General features: G+C 40.3%; 23 protein-coding genes and 1 pseudogene. 8 read left to right on the top strand and 16 right to left on the bottom strand.

Annotated elements, in window-relative coordinates; all coding sequences use genetic code 11:
* Nucleotides 1-6 precede the first annotated feature (6 nt).
* Nucleotides 7-1,278: a GTPase HflX gene (gene hflX, locus M1D81_RS08775; RefSeq protein WP_456265038.1), complete on the bottom strand. Its 1,272-nt coding sequence runs from the start codon at nucleotides 1,276-1,278 to the stop codon at nucleotides 7-9.
* Nucleotides 1,279-1,399: 121 nt separating this feature from the next.
* Nucleotides 1,400-2,359: a stage V sporulation protein K gene (gene spoVK, locus M1D81_RS08770; RefSeq protein WP_024424083.1), complete on the bottom strand. Its 960-nt coding sequence runs from the start codon at nucleotides 2,357-2,359 to the stop codon at nucleotides 1,400-1,402.
* A gap of 320 nt (nucleotides 2,360-2,679) precedes the next feature.
* Here spoVK and M1D81_RS08765 point away from each other — a divergent pair, with 320 nt between their 5' ends.
* Nucleotides 2,680-3,438, top strand: coding sequence for an N-acetylmuramoyl-L-alanine amidase (locus M1D81_RS08765; RefSeq protein ID WP_024427042.1), 759 nt, complete (start codon nucleotides 2,680-2,682; stop codon nucleotides 3,436-3,438).
* A gap of 67 nt (nucleotides 3,439-3,505) precedes the next feature.
* Here M1D81_RS08765 and M1D81_RS08760 read toward each other — a convergent pair whose 3' ends face one another.
* The 9 genes and pseudogenes from M1D81_RS08760 to M1D81_RS08720 all read right to left on the bottom strand — a co-directional run bounded on the left by M1D81_RS08760 (nucleotide 3,506) and on the right by M1D81_RS08720 (nucleotide 10,373).
* The gene (locus M1D81_RS08760; RefSeq protein WP_456265039.1) at nucleotides 3,506-4,123 is read right to left on the bottom strand and encodes a hypothetical protein; all 618 of its coding nucleotides are present in this window, start codon (nucleotides 4,121-4,123) and stop codon (nucleotides 3,506-3,508) included.
* Between the two features lie 84 nt (nucleotides 4,124-4,207).
* Nucleotides 4,208-5,188 (bottom strand): class 1b ribonucleoside-diphosphate reductase subunit beta, encoded by a 981-nt coding sequence (gene nrdF / locus M1D81_RS08755; protein WP_024424085.1) that lies wholly within the window; start codon nucleotides 5,186-5,188, stop codon nucleotides 4,208-4,210.
* Nucleotides 5,189-5,205: 17 nt separating this feature from the next.
* Nucleotides 5,206-7,259: pseudogene (gene nrdE, locus M1D81_RS08750) on the bottom strand (class 1b ribonucleoside-diphosphate reductase subunit alpha).
* Between the two features lie 7 nt (nucleotides 7,260-7,266).
* On the bottom strand, nucleotides 7,267-7,659 hold the full coding sequence (nrdI, locus tag M1D81_RS08745) for a class Ib ribonucleoside-diphosphate reductase assembly flavoprotein NrdI (protein ID WP_008360380.1): 393 nt from the start codon (nucleotides 7,657-7,659) through the stop codon (nucleotides 7,267-7,269).
* A 265-nt stretch (nucleotides 7,660-7,924) separates the two neighbouring features.
* On the bottom strand, nucleotides 7,925-8,137 hold the full coding sequence (locus M1D81_RS08740) for a hypothetical protein (RefSeq protein ID WP_456265040.1): 213 nt from the start codon (nucleotides 8,135-8,137) through the stop codon (nucleotides 7,925-7,927).
* 79 nt (nucleotides 8,138-8,216) lie between these two features.
* The gene (locus M1D81_RS08735; RefSeq protein ID WP_024424087.1) at nucleotides 8,217-8,537 is read right to left on the bottom strand and encodes a YmzC family protein; all 321 of its coding nucleotides are present in this window, start codon (nucleotides 8,535-8,537) and stop codon (nucleotides 8,217-8,219) included.
* A 160-nt stretch (nucleotides 8,538-8,697) separates the two neighbouring features.
* Nucleotides 8,698-8,919, bottom strand: a complete 222-nt coding sequence (gene hfq / locus M1D81_RS08730) for an RNA chaperone Hfq (protein WP_024424088.1) — start codon at nucleotides 8,917-8,919, stop codon at nucleotides 8,698-8,700.
* Between the two features lie 25 nt (nucleotides 8,920-8,944).
* Nucleotides 8,945-9,901 carry a tRNA (adenosine(37)-N6)-dimethylallyltransferase MiaA gene (gene miaA, locus M1D81_RS08725; RefSeq protein ID WP_252050450.1) on the bottom strand — a complete coding sequence of 319 codons (957 nt, stop codon included), beginning with the start codon at nucleotides 9,899-9,901 and terminating at the stop codon, nucleotides 8,945-8,947.
* A 70-nt stretch (nucleotides 9,902-9,971) separates the two neighbouring features.
* The gene (locus M1D81_RS08720) at nucleotides 9,972-10,373 is read right to left on the bottom strand and encodes a YmaF family protein (RefSeq protein WP_041084774.1); all 402 of its coding nucleotides are present in this window, start codon (nucleotides 10,371-10,373) and stop codon (nucleotides 9,972-9,974) included.
* A 104-nt stretch (nucleotides 10,374-10,477) separates the two neighbouring features.
* Between M1D81_RS08720 and M1D81_RS08715 the strand changes: the two genes are divergently transcribed.
* From M1D81_RS08715 to erbB, 4 genes are all read left to right on the top strand, one after another.
* Nucleotides 10,478-10,738, top strand: a complete 261-nt coding sequence (locus M1D81_RS08715) for a spore coat protein (RefSeq protein ID WP_456265041.1) — start codon at nucleotides 10,478-10,480, stop codon at nucleotides 10,736-10,738.
* Between the two features lie 183 nt (nucleotides 10,739-10,921).
* Nucleotides 10,922-11,104: a TetR family transcriptional regulator gene (locus tag M1D81_RS08710; protein WP_456265042.1), complete on the top strand. Its 183-nt coding sequence runs from the start codon at nucleotides 10,922-10,924 to the stop codon at nucleotides 11,102-11,104.
* Nucleotides 11,105-11,380: 276 nt separating this feature from the next.
* Nucleotides 11,381-11,698, top strand: a complete 318-nt coding sequence (erbA, locus tag M1D81_RS08705; protein ID WP_456265043.1) for an SMR family multidrug efflux transporter EbrA — start codon at nucleotides 11,381-11,383, stop codon at nucleotides 11,696-11,698.
* A gap of 15 nt (nucleotides 11,699-11,713) precedes the next feature.
* On the top strand, nucleotides 11,714-12,073 hold the full coding sequence (gene erbB / locus M1D81_RS08700; protein WP_456267137.1) for an SMR family multidrug efflux transporter EbrB: 360 nt from the start codon (nucleotides 11,714-11,716) through the stop codon (nucleotides 12,071-12,073).
* A gap of 57 nt (nucleotides 12,074-12,130) precedes the next feature.
* Here the strand turns inward: erbB and M1D81_RS08695 are convergent, their stop codons facing one another.
* Together M1D81_RS08695 and M1D81_RS08690 are read right to left on the bottom strand one after the other, a co-directional pair.
* Nucleotides 12,131-12,580 (bottom strand): OsmC family protein, encoded by a 450-nt coding sequence (locus M1D81_RS08695; RefSeq protein WP_262089433.1) that lies wholly within the window; start codon nucleotides 12,578-12,580, stop codon nucleotides 12,131-12,133.
* A 76-nt stretch (nucleotides 12,581-12,656) separates the two neighbouring features.
* The gene (locus M1D81_RS08690; RefSeq protein ID WP_024427035.1) at nucleotides 12,657-13,391 is read right to left on the bottom strand and encodes a poly-gamma-glutamate hydrolase family protein; all 735 of its coding nucleotides are present in this window, start codon (nucleotides 13,389-13,391) and stop codon (nucleotides 12,657-12,659) included.
* A 585-nt stretch (nucleotides 13,392-13,976) separates the two neighbouring features.
* Here M1D81_RS08690 and M1D81_RS08685 point away from each other — a divergent pair.
* Nucleotides 13,977-15,302, top strand: coding sequence for a S8 family peptidase (locus M1D81_RS08685; protein ID WP_456265044.1), 1,326 nt, complete (start codon nucleotides 13,977-13,979; stop codon nucleotides 15,300-15,302).
* A gap of 89 nt (nucleotides 15,303-15,391) precedes the next feature.
* Here M1D81_RS08685 and M1D81_RS08680 read toward each other — a convergent pair whose 3' ends face one another.
* From M1D81_RS08680 to M1D81_RS08670, 3 genes are all read right to left on the bottom strand, one after another.
* On the bottom strand, nucleotides 15,392-16,540 hold the full coding sequence (locus M1D81_RS08680) for a response regulator aspartate phosphatase (protein WP_456265045.1): 1,149 nt from the start codon (nucleotides 16,538-16,540) through the stop codon (nucleotides 15,392-15,394).
* A 162-nt stretch (nucleotides 16,541-16,702) separates the two neighbouring features.
* Nucleotides 16,703-17,452: a poly-gamma-glutamate hydrolase family protein gene (locus M1D81_RS08675; RefSeq protein ID WP_456265046.1), complete on the bottom strand. Its 750-nt coding sequence runs from the start codon at nucleotides 17,450-17,452 to the stop codon at nucleotides 16,703-16,705.
* A 310-nt stretch (nucleotides 17,453-17,762) separates the two neighbouring features.
* Nucleotides 17,763-18,236 carry a CarD family transcriptional regulator gene (locus M1D81_RS08670; protein WP_024424099.1) on the bottom strand — a complete coding sequence of 158 codons (474 nt, stop codon included), beginning with the start codon at nucleotides 18,234-18,236 and terminating at the stop codon, nucleotides 17,763-17,765.
* Nucleotides 18,237-18,807: 571 nt separating this feature from the next.
* Between M1D81_RS08670 and M1D81_RS08665 the strand changes: the two genes are divergently transcribed.
* Nucleotides 18,808-19,212, top strand: coding sequence for a hypothetical protein (locus tag M1D81_RS08665; protein WP_456265047.1), 405 nt, complete (start codon nucleotides 18,808-18,810; stop codon nucleotides 19,210-19,212).
* 123 nt (nucleotides 19,213-19,335) lie between these two features.
* Nucleotides 19,336-19,872: a biofilm surface layer hydrophobin BslA gene (bslA, locus tag M1D81_RS08660; RefSeq protein ID WP_456265048.1), complete on the top strand. Its 537-nt coding sequence runs from the start codon at nucleotides 19,336-19,338 to the stop codon at nucleotides 19,870-19,872.
* Nucleotides 19,873-19,882: the final 10 nt, after the last annotated feature.

Below are 19,882 nucleotides of genomic sequence, written 5' to 3'. Positions count from 1 at the left end.
CTTGATTTAATTCCTTTCCAACATATACTTCTTGATTTGACCTAAAATGGTCTGATCCTCACCACTATATCCGGTGATGTCATATATCTCTGCTTCTTTTTGAAATTTTAGTGATTCCACAAGCGTTTCTGATTTTAATGCGGAAATGAGCTTGCCTTCATGCGCTGGAATCTTTACATGATATGGCTTTAAAAAGGCTTTTTTCAGCTCTGCCATAATATCCGCTTTTAACCTTTTTACATCTTCCTTGCGCTTAGCACTGATTAAGATGTGGCGATGTTTTGAAGATGGGATGAAATCTGGTCTAATTTGATCTTCCTTGTTATAAACAGTCAGCATCGGAATTCGGTCCGCTTCTAATTCTTCTAAAAGCTCATGAACCGTTCGTTCATGTCCTTCATAATCCTCATTAGAAGAGTCGATGACATGAAGCAGATAATCGGCTTCCTTCACTTCTTCAAGGGTGGAACGAAATGCGGCAATCAGTGTAGTTGGAAGGTCTTGGATAAAGCCAACTGTATCTGAAATCAGCACACTGTAGCCAGATTCTAATGTCATCTTACGTGTCATTGGATCAAGTGTCGCAAACAGCAGGTCCTCTTCATGACTATCCGCTTCTGTTAATTGGTTAAACAAAGTTGATTTTCCGGCATTCGTATACCCGACAATGGCAATTTGGAACACACCATTTTTCTTTCGGCGCTCCCGGTATCTTGTTCGGTGTTCTTTGACTGCAGATAACTGCCCGTTAATTTCATGAATGCGGTTTCGAATATGACGTCTGTCTGTTTCAAGTTTTGTTTCACCTGGACCTCTTGCGCCAATTCCGCCCCCTTGTCTTGAAAGGCTGATCCCTTGTCCACTTAGTCTCGGCAAGGCATACTGAAGCTGGGCAAGCTCTATTTGCAGCTTCCCCTCTCTTGTACGGGCTCTTTTTGCAAAGATATCTAAAATCAATTGCGTACGATCAATAATTTTTACATCTAAAGCAGACGCCAAAGCTTTTAGCTGGCTTGGAGAAAGCTCGTCATTAAAAATAATGACATCACATTCGAGTTCCTCGCAAAGCACTTCAAGTTCTTCTACTTTCCCTTTACCGATATACGTTGCACTGTCTTGTCTATTTCTCTTCTGCGTCATCACACTGACAGCTTCACCGCCAGCTGTTTTGGTTAAGGAAGCTAATTCTTCCATTGAGTATTGAAAGCGTTCATCCGTTACATGCGGCAATTGGCAGCCGACAAGGATCGCTTTTTCAGTCATTTCATGTTCATTCAACGTTAGTTGTTTCCTTTCTGTACTTAAGTTTTCAGTAGTACCATCATACCAAACACATCACACGTATACCACTATTCGGATGGTTTATTTTAGTGACTCTTTATAAAAAGGATACGCCATTTCAAGAAGGCGTATCCTCTTTCATTTGAAGATCGTGACTTTTAATGGTCAGCAGATCTTTTTTATCATAATGATCCACAAGAAGCAGTCTCATCGCCTGGGTTCGTATGGCTTTTTCAATGGTGTTTCGCACAAACCGGCCGTTGCTGAATTTTGCCGGGCTTGTGGTACTTTTAATGTGCATTAAATAATCCCGCAGCTTCCATTCGGCTTCTTGTGTAAATACATATTCTCTGTCTGCCATCATTCGTTTTGCAATATCCATGAGCTGATCGACTGTATAATCAGGAAAGCTGATGTTGATTGGAAATCTTGATTGCAGACCGGGGTTTAAAGAAAGAAAATGATCCATTTCCTTGGAGTAGCCTGCAAGAATGAGAATGAATTCGTGCTGTTTGTCCTCCATATGTTTTACAAGGGTATCAATCGCCTCTTTTCCAAAATCCTTTTCTCCTCCGCGTGCAAGAGAATAGGCCTCGTCAATGAACAAAATACCACCTAGTGATTTTTTAATTAAGTCCCTTGTTTTTTGCGCTGTATGACCAATGTACTCTCCAACAAGATCACCGCGTTCTGCTTCAATTAAGTGACCCTTTGAGAGCACATTCATTTCAAAGAAAAGCTTCCCGACAAGTCTTGCAACTGTGGTTTTTCCTGTGCCTGGGTTTCCTTTGAACATCATATGAAGCGCTTGTTTTCCTACCTTTAACCCTTGTTCCTGCCGTTTTTGATTAACAAAAATCCAAGCATAAATCTCTTTTATGTTTCGTTTCATTTCATCCATACCGACAAGGCTGTTCATTTCACGCTCTATTTCCCGTAAGATGCTGTGTTTTGCCTCATTTTTCTGCAAGGCTTCTAGGTATTCTGCTTCTGAGTCTGCATCAACCAATACTTGCTTTTGTCCGTTAAGTATAATATTGATTTGGCCGTTGTTTTTATATGTGACAGCTCGCTCCAACGTATTCACCTCTCGCTCTTCTCTCTTTATTCTATTCGGGTGGAGCTGTAATCGTGACAATCGCCCGCTTAAGCCCAAGTTTGCTGTCAAAATGACCCGAGAAACCGAATATTGTAGGGATTTCTGCGGTTTCCCAGGAAATGATGTGCTATTTCCATTGTATTCATCCCGTTTGGGCGGACAAACCAACAATTTGCTTTTTCTTAGAAAAATGTAGCTTTTTGATCACAAATGATGCAGAAAAGAGTCTCAATGATTTCCGCATTTTGTACAGGCAATTCTTCTATTTTCTCATAAAATAAAGACGAGGTGATGAATAGATGGTGAAAATTTTTATTGATCCTGGCCACGGAGGAACAGATTCTGGAGCTAGTGCTAATGGACTTTTGGAGAAAAATATAACACTTCAAATCGCGCTTTTATTGAGAGACATTTTGATTAGTGAATATGATGGGGTTTCCGTCCGCTTAAGTCGTTCAACTGACCAATCCGTCACTTTGTCCCAGCGTACGAATGCGGCAAACAGCTGGGGGGCAGACTATTTCGTGTCTATTCATATTAATGCTGGCGGGGGCACAGGGTTTGAAAGCTATGTGTATCCAGGCGTTTCAGCACCGACTACCACGTATCGCAATGCCCTTCATGATGAAATTGTCCGCTCGGTTGATTTCGCTAACCGCGGCAAGAAAACGGCGAACTTCCACGTTCTTCGAGAAACTTCTATGCCCGCTATTTTAACAGAGAATGGTTTCATCGATACGGCAGCTGATGCTAATAAGCTCCGCAACGCAACCTTCCTTCAAGGCATCGCTCGCGCTCATGCGACTGGTCTAGAAGAAGCCTTTCAATTGAAAAAAAAAGCAAGTAATCTTTATAAAGTGCAGGCAGGAGCTTTCAAAGTGAAAGCCAATGCAGATGAATTAGCAGCTACACTTAAATCCAAAGGCTTTGACGCGTTTGTTGTATTAGACGGCGGCATGTTCCGAGTGCAAGCCGGGGCTTTCCGTACAAAGCAAAATGCAGATGATCTCGTCGCAAGATTGAAGCAGGCCGGTCACGACGCATTCGTTTTCCAATAAGCTGAAGCTGTTGTAACGAAAAAAACCGGCTCAAGTCTTCTGCTGAGCCGGTTTGTTGTGTATTCATTTACGCTAAGATGTTAACGACAAATTGAGACCATGTTTCAAGACGATCGAAGTATTCAGGCTTTTTCAAATCGGCTGCTTTCATCCATTTTCCTGAGATTTGATCTGTTTCTTTTACTTCCACATGAGCACCCGGAGATAGCTCAAGCGCTGATAACAGTCCGATGTGCACACGGCCGACACTGTTGTCATCGTCATTGATTAACCCAAGGGTTTTCATTTCAAGTTTGTCTTCTTCTTGAATTGAAAGTTCTTCGTCCAGCTCACGATCTGTATTTTCTTTTAGAATCTCAGCAAAGTTTTTTCCTTCGATGAAATTCATATGCCCCCCAAAGCCAAGAGATAACTTATGATGTAAGCGAGTCTCTCCTCCGCCTTGAAGTCTTTCGTATACATACACTTCGTCCTCACGCTTAATCACGACATAAGGAATCGGCTGCTTGAAGTCAGGATTTTCTTCTGCATCGCCTCTTCGCATTTGCTCGAAGTGCTCTTCGATTTCTTTCATAATGGTGCTGATTGTTTTCTCTTCACTATTCACACCATTAAACGCAAGTGATTCGTTTTGGAACACCCGCGTACGCGGTGCAACTAAAATGATTTCGTCCATTTTTCCCATGTTCGGTAACCTCCAGTATGTAACACATTGTTAGAAATGGCAAAAAGCCAAAACGAGTGATGCGTTTTGACTTTTACGCTTTCCTTATGATTCATCTCCAAAGAAGAAGTCGTCATCTTTTAACGGCTCAACTGTTGCTTTTTTGTAGCCGTTCCCTTTCATTGAGAAGAAGTCATGCGACTTTGTTTTTGTATTGAGTCCATTCAATACAATAGGATTGATCTCTTCTTCTTCAAAGTAAGGGGCAAATCCAAGGTTCATTAACGCTTTATTGGCATTGTAACGAATGAACTTTTTCACATCATGCGATAAATTGACTTGGTCATAAATATCTTCAGTGTAATGAAGTTCATTTTCATAAAGCTCGTTTAAAAGGTCAATAGAGAAATCATACAGCTCTTTTTGCACGTCAGGTGTTTGTTTGTTGTAAATTTCTTGTGCTAATAATCCAACGTACACACCGTGAATCGCTTCATCACGCAAAATTAAGTTGATGATTTCACCACTTTGCATGAGCTTTCCTTGTCCATAGAAATAAAGCGGGTAGTAAAAACCACTATAAAATAGGAAGCTTTCTAAATAAACAGAAGCAACCATTGCTTTAAAGAGAGAAATAGGATCGTCCTTTTGAATCGAACGGTATAAACTGACAATCATATCTGCTTTCTTTTGCAGGAATTTATTCTTCTTGACCCATTCAAACACTTCACTGATCGTTTCAGTTGGTGCGAGTGTCATGAAGATATTTGAGTATGATTTCGCATGCACCGCATTTTCCATCATTGCCATAAAGTTGAGTACAGCTTTACGCTGATGGCCGTCCACATGTTCAGCAACAATCGGCATCCCTGTATTTCCTTGTTCTGTATCAAGCAAAGTCAGTCCAGCAAGTACCTTCATGTACGTATCCCGCTCTTTTTCACCTAAATATTTCCATGTTAAGAGATCTCCGTTTAAGGAAATCTCTTCTGGAAGCCAGAACTGCTTCACATTTTGGTTGTAAAACATTTGTGTAAAATCGTCTTCGTGTTTTGACCAGTTGGCTGCATCATAAATTTTTGTCACGTTAAACTCTCCTTTAATCAAACAACACAAGAAAGACAGCCTTCCTGCCCTGTATCCTTCGTTCTTGCATAATAAAGTGTCTTAATGCCTTTATGGTGTGCATAAAGATCGATGCGGTTTAAATCACGCGTTGTCATCGTATCTTTTAAGAATAGTGTAAAGCTGATTCCTTGATCGACGTGCTGCTGAATTGTGGCGATCATATCGACCACTTTAAACATGTCCATATCGTACGCTTCTTTATAGAAGAACCAGTTTTGTGCTGAAAGACCTGGCATTGGGTAATAGGTTTTGCTGTTGCCGTATGTTCTTTCTTCGATACGTTCCATAATTGGCATCACAGAGGCTGTTGCCGATTGAACATAAGAAATGGAACCTGTTGGTGCAATACATAAACGATAGCTGTGATACATGCCATGTTCCGCTACAAATTCTTTGAGTGCGGCCCAGTCTTCTTTAGTTGGAATGTGCATGCCTTCAAATAGTGCAGCTGCTTTTTCTGTTTTTGGTGTGAAATCATTTTCCACGTATTTATTGAAGTACTCACCAGTTGCATAGCCAGAGCCTTCATAACGATGGAATGTTTCTCCTTTTTCTTTTGCAAGCTCACTTGAGCGTTTAATTGAATAATAGTTCACCATCATAAAGAACGTATTTGCGAAATCTCTTGCTTCTTCACTTTCATAGGCAATTTGGTTTTGAGCTAAATACCCGTGAAGATTCATCGCGCCAAGTCCGATTGACTTCATCGCCTTGTTCGCTTTTCGAACAGCCGGTGCATTGCGAATGTCTGTTGTTTCAGACACAAGCGTTAGTGAGTCTGTTGCAAGCTTAACCGTTTTTTCGATCGATTTGTTTTTCATGACATTCATGATATTTAATGAACCAAGGTTACAAGAAATATCAAGACCGATTTCATCTTCTTGATCATAGTCCGTGTAAGAAGAAACTTCTGAAGCCTGGAGCACTTCTGAGCAAAGGTTTGAGAATTTCACTCGTGAAATATGGTTCAAAGCATGCTCTCTGTTTACATTATCTTGGAACATGATATATGGATAGCCTGATTCTGAGCGTAGAACAGCCAATTTTTCAAGAAGCTTTCTCGGATTGACTTTTTCTTTTTGACTTTCGGGTTTTCTACAAGCTCGTCATACATTTCTTCCATGTCCATCTCATCAAGATGCTGTCCATATTCTTTATAGACTGTATGCGGATAGAAAGTGTAAGCTGTTTTATCTTCTCTAGCAAGCTCGATAAATTTATCCGGGATGACGACTCCAATGGACAGAGTTTTCACACGCACATCTTCATCAGCAGAGATTTTTTTCGTATCTAAGAAATCATTGATATCTCTGTGGAAAATATTCAGGTAGGCACTGCCTGATCCTTGTCTTTGCCCCATTTGATCTGCATATCTGAATGCATTATCAAGAAGCTTCATCACGCCGACAACACCTTTTGTCGCGTTTTCGACATCTTTGATTGCTTCGCCTTTTGCACGAAGTTTTGACAGGTTCAAACTGACGCCGCCGCCTAGTTTTGACAGCTGCATGGAAATATCAATCGCTCTTGAAATATCGTTTAGTGAGTCATTCACTTCAAGCAAGAAGCAGCTCACAAGCTCACCGCGTCTTTTACGTCCAGCGTTCAAGAAGGTTGGTGTACTTGGCTGGTACTCTTGATTGATCATCAGTTCTACAAACTCAAGAGCTTTTTCTTTATCCCCGCCCGCAAAGAAAAGTGCTACAACTGAAATACGGTCTTCATAGCGTTCAAGGATTTTCTTTTTATCATTTGTTTTCAGTGCATAGTCATTGTAAAACTTAAACGCACTCATAAATGATGGGAATCTAAATTTTTTGGCATATGCAGCTTCAAAGACTTCTTTAATATCTGCCATGCTGTATTGTCTTAAAAATTCTTCCTCATAGTAGTCGTTTTCTATTAAGTAATCAATCTTCTCTTCTAGATTGTGAAAAAAGACCGTGTTTTGATTAATGTAATCTACGAAATAACTATGTACAGCTTCTTTGTCCTTATCGAACTGAAACTTTCCTTCTTTTTGAATCATAATTTCGTTATTTAATTGTATCCACTTTGGAACCTGATTTTGTGACAATTCTTTCTACCTCCTGTGTAAACAATTCAACATCCCTTTTTGTTCCGCTTAGTTCAAAGGTGTGCAAAATAGGAACTTGATATTGTTTAGAAATCGTATCGGCGCTTTTTGCAAAATTATCTCCCCACACTTTGTTGCCACTCACCGCAACACCTAGTAAAAGGTGAGCATTTTTCTCTAAAAATGACTGAGTGGTACTAGGGACTTGTCCAAATCCTGTCGTAAAGGTGACGAGAATAAACGGCGTATCCAAAAACTCTTCTCCAGTCAATTTTCGTTTGTCTGTAAAAGGGGTCTTGTCCAAAAAGCGTTGAACATTTCCTGTTTTTGAATCAAATACGATTTGAATCAATTCCATCACGACCTAGTTTTTAGTATTGTTGATCATTTCGCTATTCACTATATATAGTATACTATGTTTTTTCAAAACACAACATATAGATGTTCAAAACGAAAAAAATCAACCAACCCGGCCGAACCTTCATAGCCGAACTCGTACGTTCAAATAAATAGAGCAGAACAGGATCTAAAAATAGACTGCTCTACTCCCTATTCAACTGAAACCGAAATCTATCATAACACGAAAAAAAATCGCTTAGTAGACTAGACTTTTTGTTTTATTTTTTGTAGGCATTGCACTGTAAATCTTCTGACACTTCTGTAATTTCCACTTCAACACCTAATTCTTTTAGCACCGCTTCAAGCGCAGAGACGATTGAAGCTTCTCTCACTAATTCTTTCCCATTTACAGAAACACTTGTTCCATATTCGAAACAGGAATCGTCTTCACAAGTTTGTTCCCAATGATTAATTTTAATTTTATGTGTCATGAACTCATCCTTTTCTGTCTAGATGTCTGATGCATGATTATAGTGTAGCGGCTTCACATTCATTTGTAAATTTACGTGCTTACTCTTCTTCATCGAGGTCATCATCATATTCTTCATCATCCCATTCATCTATGTATTTCGTTGTAACGAGAGTCAGCTCTCCTTCTTTTTCATCAAACCGGTACACATGTACTTGATCATCTTTCACAACAGCAAAATGATTATTTTTTAGTGCAGCAGATGATGGTAAAACTCCATCTGCATTTTCATGAGAATGGTTATTCCAACTTTCTTGTCTCGTTTCAATGTTTGAGATAGCGCACGATCCAAACAAGACAACAATTCCAATCAAAAGGAGGATCACTCTAATCCTTCTTAATTCAAGCTCTGCATTTTCCATATGAATCCCCTCACCCTTCTAATATCCAATAAGGAATGATACGGAAAATTGGCAGAAAAGTTTCATTGCATACAAAATAGCCCCTCTGCACTGACAAAAAACGTAGCGGGTTCCGGCCGGTTTATTCGCAGAGGCATGGGGCTATTTAATACAACCTATCCTATTCTAATTCTAGATTTACATTCTTTTGAGGCGCAAATGTAGAAATGGCGTGTTTATAAATAAGTTGCTGCTTCCCTTCTGTTTCAAGCAGCACCGTGAAATTGTCAAACCCTTTCACTTGACCGCGAAGCTGAAAGCCATTCAGCAAGAATACTGTGACAAATGTATTGTCTTTGCGGATCTGATTCAAAAACTGCTCCTGAATATTAATCGGTTTCATGTTTCGTCCTCCTTGATTCTGATAACTACAGTTTCGCTTTAAGTCCAAGCTTTCCTGCTATATATGCGAAAATTTCCTCTTTTTTGTCTGAAAAGTGGCAAGGCGGTGTCATATCAAACCAAGTGACCGCCATCTTATTACGGAACCACGTGAACTGACGTTTCGCATATCTACGGGAATTTTGCTTTAATTGCTGGATGGCTTCATCAAGTGAGCAGTCACCTTGAAAATAGGCATACAGCTCTTTATAACCAATGGCTTGAACAGACTGACAATCCTTCAAGCCAGATTGATAAAGTGCTCTCACTTCTTCAATTAAGCCTTCATCTATCATCATATCAATTCTTTGATGAATGCGCTCGTACAAAAGCTCTCGATCCATTTTCAGTCCAATGAAGGCTGTATCATAAAGAGGAACTTCTTGATGCCCGTTTTGCATCTCCGACATTTTCTGACCTGTTGTATGAATCACTTCCAGCGCCCGGATCACGCGGCGGACGTTATTCGGATGAATAGCGTTTGCCGCATCAGGATCTACTGCCTTTAGCTTTTCGTGCAGCAAAAGCGCGCCGTGCTGCTGTTCAAAGAGCGTCATTTCTTCTCTAAAAGCAGGATCACTTTTCTCATCCGTAAATGTGTAATCATATAAAACAGATTGGATATAGAGGCCTGTTCCGCCGACAATCATTGGCGTTTTCCCTCTAGCGGCAATCTCTTTGATCTTCGAACGAACCAGCTGCTGAAATTCAGCTGTCGAAAAAGATTCGTCCGGCTGTTTAATATCAATTAAATGGTGCGGAATGCCATTCATTTCTTCGGGGGTGATTTTAGCTGTTCCGATATCCATCCCTTTATAAATCTGCATAGAATCCCCGCTGATAATCTCTCCATTAAATGCTTTGGCTATATCAATGCTCAATTTGGTTTTGCCGACAGCCGTCGGCCCTACTAACACGATTACTGGCTGCTTCGCTTTATTCATAACATCACTCACTTTTACAAAACTGCCTACAGTATAGCATAACTTTTCTTACTCTCCTATATCCTGCCCATTACCAGCCAAGCGGTTCATTACCAACCACTTCATATGTTTTTCCTTTTAAACGATGCTTATGGGTTGGCCGATTCTCATCTGGACTATAGACGACACCTCCATATGGGATAGGAACAGAATCGAGATAGGCAGAATAGGTGACTTCCTCAATCTCGTGATAATGCGTTCCATCCACTCTCGGAATTGCAGGCCCTGTGATACCGTAGTACCTGTGGAAGTGTCCTCTTTCAAAGGAAGTGATTCCCCGATAAAAATGAGTATGCCGGTCAGTGCTGCTTCCATTCACAGGCTGAGAAATACCTTCTATTAAATGATAATGCCCCTCCGTTACATCTGTACGAGCTTTATATGCATGAGCATGCGGCGGACACTTTGCCCAATCAGATGGATACAGGCCCATTTCTAACATTCCTCCTTATATTAGGCGTTCATCCAAACACATGTAGGCGACTGGAATACACTGATGTCAGTTACAGTGATTTTATGAGAAAGGAGCCTTTTATTATGAATTATTTTGACGCACCTCCGTTTATTCAAGAAGACATGAGAAGACCTTTTGGATTTGGGAGACCTGGTTTTGGATTTGGCCGACCTGGTTTTGGATTTGGCCGACCAGGCTTTGGATTTGGAAGACCTGGATTCTTTGGACCTCCATTTTTAGGCGGCTTTGCTGGCGGCCTGCTTGCTGGATCTTTGCTTGCACCAGGATTTGGATATCCTTATCCCCCGCCATTTGTGCCATATGGACCATACCCTTGGTATTAAATATGACGTTTAAGTGAAAATATCCGTTCATAAAATGAATCGATTGACACACTCTTTTTTCATGGGTTAACATTTACTTTACCGACTCTTCAGTAAAGTAGGTGTTTTTTTTATACTTAAAACCAAAAAAGAGCAAATTTTTGATACAGCTGCCAGCACGATTTTAAAAGAAGAATTCAGCAGATGGCAGAGCATGCAAATATGACCAAAGCCGGTCTGCTTTATCATTTTTCAAGCAAGGAAGAGCTCATCCAACAAATGAATGAGCACGCAATTCTTTGCTTTCGTCAGCAGCTCGTGACGTATCAAGAAACATACAAACACGAAAAAGCGCCTTATGTACGCGCATATCTATTGGCCACATGACATGATCTAAATATGCAGCATACGCCCCAGCTATGTACAAGTATGCTCTGGCTACCATGTCATTTGATGATGCGCTGCTGCATCCTGGCGTGCTTTTTATGCGGAGGTCAAAGAAAAAGCAGCTGAGGAAATAAGCGATCCTGCACTGAGTCAGCTGATCCGCCTTGCATGGATGTAATATGGTTTTTAGAAATGTTTCAGCTCGAACCGCTGAAAAGAGAGGAAAAAACTCTTTTACTTCAGCGGATTTTACACCTATTAGAAGGAGGGATGATCATGATCCTCGGTTATCTTTTTTTGGCTTTGGCCATTTTCTCAGAAGCCATTGGCGCCGCGATGTTAAAATTATCTCATGGTTTTACGCGCTGGAAGCCTAGTGCTGTCGTTGTGGCTGGCTATACACTTGCTTTTTATATGCTGGCATTGACGCTGAACATCATTCCGCTCAGCATAACTTACGCAACATGGTCTGGGGCTGGTACGGTCCTCACAGCTATTTTTGGCGTGCTCTTTTTCAAAGAAACCTTGAACCAAAAAGCAGTCAGTGGCATGGCGATGCTTGTCTCAGGGGTCGTACTATTAAATATGTCATAAAGGATGTGGGAGATGATGAAAGGAATACTCTACTTAACAGGAGCCATTTTGACAGAGGTTTTTGGCAGTACAATGCTGAAGCTTTCTCAAGGCTTTTCGCAGCTACTGCCGAGTATCGGGGTACTGATCGGATTTGGATGCGCCTTTACTTTCCTGAGCTTGGCACTTAAAACCATCGAGCTCTCGTCTGCCTATGCAACCTGGTCTGGCGTTGGAACAGCTCTCACTGCTCTTGTAGGACTTGTGCTGTTTAACGAAACGATCAGCACAAAAGGCTACATCGGCCTTGCACTTGTCATCTGCGGCGTAATTGTCTTAAATCAATCCAAGAAGCAAAAGAACGAAACCAAAGCACAACTCGATCAAACCGAATGAACGTCATAAAAAAAGGTCATTTTCTCCATATTTCTAGAGAAAATGACTTTTTTGTTTTTAACGGCCGACTTGAATGGTTTCTTCTAAGGAGATGTTCACATTCCCCTGAACAGCTCTTGAAATCATACAAGAGCTTTCGGCTTTATGCGCCAGCTTTCGGGCCAGCTCAATATCATGTGCGGAAGCGGATTCTTTGAGGATGATGACAGGCCGATGAATGATTTCCTCATAAGTAAACACACCATTTGTCACATCTACGACAGCTTCAGAGCTCATCGATAAATCCTCTTTCTCTAATTGACTCCGCTCCATCATGGCTGCAAGCGTAATGATATAACACGTAGCCGCTGCACCTAAGAGCATCTCATCTGGATTGGTTCCAATACCTGGACCGTCCATTTCCTTTGGAATCGAAATCTTTGTTTTTAACTGTTCACATGCGATTGTACCCACATCGTTACGCAGACCGGGCCAGCTTGCCTGAAGATGAAAATGATGACGCGCCATATCCGTCTCTCCTTTTGTTATCACTATTCATAGTGTAACAAGAATTCCCCTGCTTGTCTTAACATGTGCACAGCCCTTATGTATATTCTTCATCCAGCACTGTCCGAATTGCCCTGACATAACGATAGAACGTCTCGTTTTTTGTACTCGACCGCCTCCGAAAATCGAAACTGTCAAATAAAGCTTCACGCTGACTTCTACTAATCTCAAGCTGCACACTTTGCCCTGTTTTTGTAAGATTATTAATATTATGATTGCTTGTCCCGCTCAGGGTTGCGTGTGCGACAGCTAGTTCAGCAGAAAACCCGTTCCGCTCTAATGAGTTGACAATTTTCTCTGCACGGTCGTAATCTGTTCCGCCGACGAGAGTATGGTCAATTCCTTCCTCGCCTTTGTATCCATGCACCGCTAAGATGTAATCATGTGCTTTTGCCTGCGCGACGCCGATTGGCTCATCAAAGTTTGTACTTGTAATATGAAGTTCTGATGCATTCTCTCTTAGACCTTCAAATAAATACGTCGAAAAATCGTTGTCAAAAAAATGGACGATCTCGCTCACGCCGCCTTCGATCCTCCCGCCATGAGGTGACATCACAAGAAGGCGGCTGCCGGGCACTGGGTTGGCTGTAATGTTATAGCTGCTTGTTGATTCGTTTTCTTCAAGTTCTTTAAAATTTCGATAAATATCATTTGAACCGCTTTCGTCTTCCCCACCTGATGACACTGGCTCATCATGTTCCTGTGCTTGCATGGTATAATAAACGCCCCATCCGATCGCAAGCAGGAGAAGCAAAGCAAAAAACTTCTTCATTCCCGTTCTCCTTTAACAGATTTCTAAGCCGTTTCTATGATTTATATTGAATCATCATTTCTTATCATTTTTTCCACATTTTCTCTTCACGTTTGATCATAACACTCTAGATCATGAGATTCCTCAAAAATAAGATAATTGCATTTATATACACAGAAACGCCTCTCCTCTTTGAAAACAGAGTTAGAATAGTATGACAAACAAATGACGTTATGTTTAATATGACCTAGTCCTATCCAGTCTGTTTTCTTTAATTCGGCTTTTTTTGATAAGGATTTGATTTTTTCCATCTGTCACGCATCACATTTATATGAGCATTGACCCTGTCCACAGCCCTCCTTTTTCTGCAAAATCCTTTGTTTCACTGGTTCTCTCAGAAGAACTCTCCCACCTATCATCGGCAGATTCTACGTGATTTCCACCTTTTTCTATTATTTTACAAAATGTAAGCGCTTTTCTTTCTTTGAAAGACATAAGCAAGCCGCCAATATAAAGAAAAGAAGGGACAAGAATCCGAACCAAGCAGTTCTCATTCTCATAACGTAAGAGTGTACGAGAATGGATAGCTGGAATGGAGGGCATCACATGTTTGGATTTTCTATGGTGCAAATGGTGAGAACACATGCTAGTAAACTAGATCAGCCTTTAAGAGAGACCGTTCTTCACCTTTATAAACCCTTTAAATGGACGCCATGCTTTCTTCATCGTTTTTTCGAAGGCAGGCTGAAGAAGAAAAAGAAGCTTCGTGTGATCATTGAATTTAAGGAAGGTGCAGCTGAGGCAGGGATTCAAAGCACAAAACAGGTCATGAAAAAAAGCAGAAAAACAAATATAAAACGGCATTTTTCACATATCGACTGCTGCGCTGCTGATTTAACGCCTGCTGCTTTAGAAGAGCTATTAGCAAATGGTGAGCATATTCGTAAAATTTATTTAGACCGGAAAGTTCATGCGCTGCTGGATGTAGCCACACAAGCAAGCCATGCTGAAGAAGTCATCCGAAACGGGACAACTTTAACAGGAGAAGGTATTACGGTCGCTGTCATTGACACGGGAATTTATCCACATGAAGATTTAGATGGAAGAATTCGAGATTTTGTGGATTTAGTCAAACAAAAAACAAAGCCTTATGATGATAATGGCCACGGTACTCACTGCGCGGGAGATGTCGCGGGAGATGGAGCCGCCTCAGACGGCTTATACAAAGGACCTGCTCCAAAAGCAAATCTGATTGGTGTGAAAGTGTTAAATAAACAAGGGGCTGGATCACTTTCTACTATTATAGAAGGTGTTGAATGGTGCATACAGTTCAACGAAGACCACCCTGATGATCCAATTCATATTATCAGTATGTCGCTGGGCGGGGCTGCGCAGCGTTATGATGACGAACAGGACGATCCAATGGTGCGTGCTGTCAATGCGGCTTGGGATCAAGGGATCGTGGTATGCGTCGCTGCCGGAAACTCTGGCCCTAACAGCCAGACGATTGCAAGCCCTGCTGTTAGTCAAAAAGTCATTACCGTCGGAGCCTACGATGACAGGAATACACCAGAATCAAGTGACGATGTCGTGGCACCATTTTCAAGCAGAGGACCAACTGTTTACGGGGAGGCAAAGCCTGATATCCTCGCACCAGGAGTAAACATCGTTTCTCTCAGATCACCAAGATCCTTTCTGGATAAACTTGATAAATCAAGCAGAGTCGATCATGATTATACAACGTTATCTGGCACATCGATGGCAACACCGATTTGTGCTGGTATTTGCGCTCTACTGTTAGAGCATTCACCAGATTTAACGCCGGATGAAGTCAAAACCCTTTTAAAAGAAAATACAAGCAAGTGGTCTGGGGATGACCCGATGATTTATGGAGCAGGTGCAATTGACGCAGAAAAAGCAATCAAAGAATAAAGAAAAAAGCCCTTTACGTTTTGCGTAAAGGGTGTTGTTTGTCTCATTTTTAAGTGTGAAGTCTTTCATCTACTTGAGCAGCTGACATGTTATGCTTCGTTCTCATACATCTCATCTCCTTTTTGAATGTGCGTACGCGCTTCGATCACAATCTCAAAAAAAGTGGAAGATTCCTTGTACATGTCGCGTTCCTTATAATAATTAGCCGCATCAAGTGCTAATTCCTCTAAATCAGCAAACATTTTTTTATTTCTCAGACCAAAAAGGGCCGACCTCAATTGCTCACAGCCGTCTTTCTCTATATAGAGCGCCTGCAAAAATTGGAATTTCAACTGATAAATTTCATCTTCCAATACACAAGCCTCTTTCATTCCTGTAGATATGGCCTCGCCAGCCCGCTGAATATCTCCAAGTTTAAAACATGTAAGAGCCAGTGAAAACAACGATTTGATCATCGTGGATGCTTGATCTTTCTGATAAAGTGAAATGGCTTGTTCAAAAAAGACAGTCGCTGTATGGTACATTCCCATACTATAATGACAAGTGCCTAAGTTATTAAGAGCCATTGCTTTAAAGTAAGAGGTGCATTCTTTTTGTTCCATCGCTTCACAGACTTTTAACGCTTTTTCTAAATAAGGAAGCGCTTTTTGATACTGATTCACATCAATCCAATTACCTGCCATGACAAAATCACATTGAATGCTTCTTTTACCATAAAGCTGATGTTTCTTGTAGATGTCTCTTGCCTTTTTAGCGTAGTGCATGGAGAAATAGGTTTGTTTCATATGATAGTATACTTCTGCAATTTTATAGTAAAATTCAGCTTTTTCAATTTCATCTGTCACTAAAATCAGTTGATGTTCCGCATGCTTGTAATATGAAATGGCCTCGATATACCGGCGCTGGATAAACGCATACATTCCATGAAAAAAATGAAAATAATAGCCGAGTAAGCCTGTCATTTCATCTTCTGCATCGTCAATTTCTTTAGGAAGAGACACTGCTTGAAGCGTTTCACTCCCTGCATGGACTGGCGCTAAGTGCTGAAGCATCATTTGATGGCGAAAATCCATTAGAGAATAGTATAGGAGTAAATCTTGATCCTCTTCCATATCATGAATTTCTTCTTCAACAAGGCGCTTCATGTCGTTTGCCTGTTCAACTTCAAATTTGCAAATATGCGTGTACCATTGATTGATCTTTACACCTACTTCGGAAGATGGTATTTTATGTGCCATCCACTTCAGCCCCATTCTATCATATCAAACTGATAACTATTATTTTACATAATTTATGTTTTTAAGGCAAATTGTAAGTTATTACATATTTTATGTTCAAATCGCATATTCCTATCTTTTTTACCAAGTTTAAATAGAGTACTTTTACCCATCAAAACTTTTTTACGAAGACGGATCGAATTCTCTTAGTACTTCTTTTAACGCATTAATATAACGTCTGAATGCTTTTTTCTTTCCTTTTCTCGTATCAAAATTGTCAAAAAAAGCTTCTCTTTGCGCTGTACTAATTTCAAGCTGAACGCTTTCACCACTCGCATTTCGATTATTTATATTTTTAGGGTCTGTACCAGAAAGCCGTTCGCCTTTTTGTACCATTTCTGCGGAAAATCCCCGATCCTTTAGTTCTCGTACAACTGCTTTTTGCATTTTTTCATTTGTGCCGCCAACGAGCGTGTGTCTTTTATCACTTTTATAGCCGTGGATGGAAATTGAAAAAGGATACGTTTTAATCATTTGAACCAAAATGGGTTCATCAAAATTGGTACTCGTGATATGCAGGTCCCGGTTATTGTCTTGCTTTGTACCTTCGAACAAATACGTAGAGTACCTTTCTTGAAAGGCTTCTACAATTTCACTTGTTCCTGGTTCAATGTCACCTCCATGAGGAGAAAATACGAGTAAATCACTTCCGCCCTTTTCATGAAATTCTATCTCATACCCTTCTCTTTCATGTCGTATGAGCTGTTTAAAGCTTTCATATTGATCACCTTTTTTTCGCTCTTTTTGATACTTTTCTACCTCGTTATGATGCTGCTTTTGCTCTTTTTTTTCTTGAACAGAATGGCTGCATTTCACCATTAAAAGAGTACACAGAATAAGAAAGATGAATCCACATATTAGTAACCTTTTCATTTCACCGCTCCTTTTTTCTCTTAGGTGTCATCTTACCGCAATATTTTACTATCAATGACTTAAAAAATTCAAAGGTTGTCCGGCTCATTTGAATGAATCAGGAGAACTTACCTGTTTTTCATATGATGTAGGTATTTCAGAGGTCTTTAAATTTTTGTTGTGAACGTAAAAACTAAATCATATGACCTCATTTCAATTTTAGTTAAAACCACCTACAAAAATGGCAATATTACTCTTTTTTAAAAACAAAAAAGCTGTAAACAAAAGAAGTAGTCCCCTTCTGCTTACAGCTAGTCTCTGTATATCATCATTACATTCTTAATTCATTCTCTAAAGCTGTCATCACTTCATCTTGCGTGAGTCCCTGTGCAAGTGAAATCTCACTCACTAACATGCCTCTTGCATCTTCAAGCATCTTCTTTTCACTTGAATTTAAGGCTTTCTTCTGATTTCGTCTCATTAGATCTTTGACAACGTCTGCACCATCTTCGATCGCACCTGTTTTTAGCTTTTTCAGATTTTCATCATATCTTTGCTTCCAAGTAAGCGTGTCGTCGTTTGTTTCTTCTGCAAAATTGTTCATCACAACTTTCAGCGTTGCTTGATCTGCTACCGGACGTATACCTAGTTGATTGATTCTGCCTTTTGGAACCATCATCTGCATATTCGGCATTTGAATCAGGAAATATTCCTGCGTCTTACCTAAAATCTCTTTTTCCTCCATTCCTTCAATCACACCGGCTCCATGCATTGGATAAACAATTTTATCACCTATTTGAAACAAATCCGCCACCTCCGAAAGTATTCACAATAACATTATAACACATTTCATCAGAGGATAAAAATTTATATTTTATCATGTTAATTTAGCACTAGTCAATTCTTTTTATTTGAGTTTTTTCAGAAAAAGCCTTTTTTTATAAAAGAAGCGAGAGCATCCAGTCCTCATCGATCTTTCTTGCATATACTAGCATTGAGTCACATTTAGGAGGGATGACAATGTGCAAATGCAAGTGCAAACATTCCCACTCACACTGCCATAAAAAGCATGACGATCATTGCCATGAGGATCCATGTAAAGAAAAAAAGTTTTGTCATAAAAAAGATAAATGGTTTGAGAGCGATTTTTGGGATACCTCTCGAAGCTACGATCCCTGTTATTTTCCTAAAAGTGTCTGCAGCAGTTGTAAAAAGCGTCGCAGAAGAAGACACAGCTACACAATTTAACGCTTGACGCTTTACCTGCTTTTCCTTTTCCCGGCTGAAAAGCCGGTTTTTTTCTTTCAGATGGATAGGCTCATGAAGCAGATCTGTCTCATAAGATATGGCAACCTGACATAAAGGATGAGATATACATGAACGATATGAACAGCCAAATGAATCATTATCACCAAGAAAATCCCTATCACACATTTGAAAATGTGTATACAGCCAATCATGAGCATATGGTCGCGCCAAACATGCATGGTCATATGAATATGCCAAACCATTATCATAGCGGCAAAAAAGATGTGCATAACGCGCACCATCCACATCATCATTCAGTTTATTCACCGTTTCCAAATCAGCATGATACCTTTTCAAAGCATGTTCCAATGAAAGACCACCATCATCTAGGCCATTATGGTGGATATGGGATGATGCCACATCATCCATACGGTTATCAAGATATGCATATGATGATGCCAACAAACCAGCAAATGCCAGGCCATTATTATGGAATGAATCAACCAAATGCGCTATTTCCCCGCTATTACTAAAGAATGACAAAATAAGGGTATAATATCCCATTTAATACCATATGGTAATATGGTAACATTATAGGTAAATAATGGGTGTAATCATCTATTATTTACCTATATTCAACAAGGGGGAAGGAAAAAATGAAAAAAACATGGACGATTCTTATGATGGGGATGCTCACATTGGTTATGGCACTGTCAGTACCGCTTTCTGCATCTGCTGAAGGAGTCAAAACAGAGGAAGGCAAAGCAACAACCAATGCAAAACCAGCTGCACTTTACGCAAAAATTACAGGAGCAAGTAAGCAGGAATGGTCTTTTTCTGACATTGAGCTGACGTACAGCCCAAATTCTGTTCTAAGTCTTGGTGCGGTTGAGTTCACTCTGCCAAAGGGTTTCCAAGCAACAACTAAAGACATTATGAACGGTAAAGCATTAAAAGACCGCTACATTTTGAACAATGGACAAACCGTTCGTATTCCGCTTAGATTGGATTTACTTGGAATGTCCAAATATACATTAAAGCTTTCACATAAAGTACTCCCTGCTGCAGGTACATATACGTTCCGCGCAGAAAATCGAGCCATCAGCATCGGTTCTACATTTTATGCAGAAGATACGATTGATATTAATACACGGCCAGTTGTGGTCACACCGCCAAATCCTTGCGGATGCTAAATAAAAAAGC

The organism is Bacillus sp. JZ105, assembly GCF_053903125.1.
The sequence above is the reverse complement of the archived record's forward strand: the minus strand, read 5'-3'. Positions and strand labels throughout refer to the sequence as shown.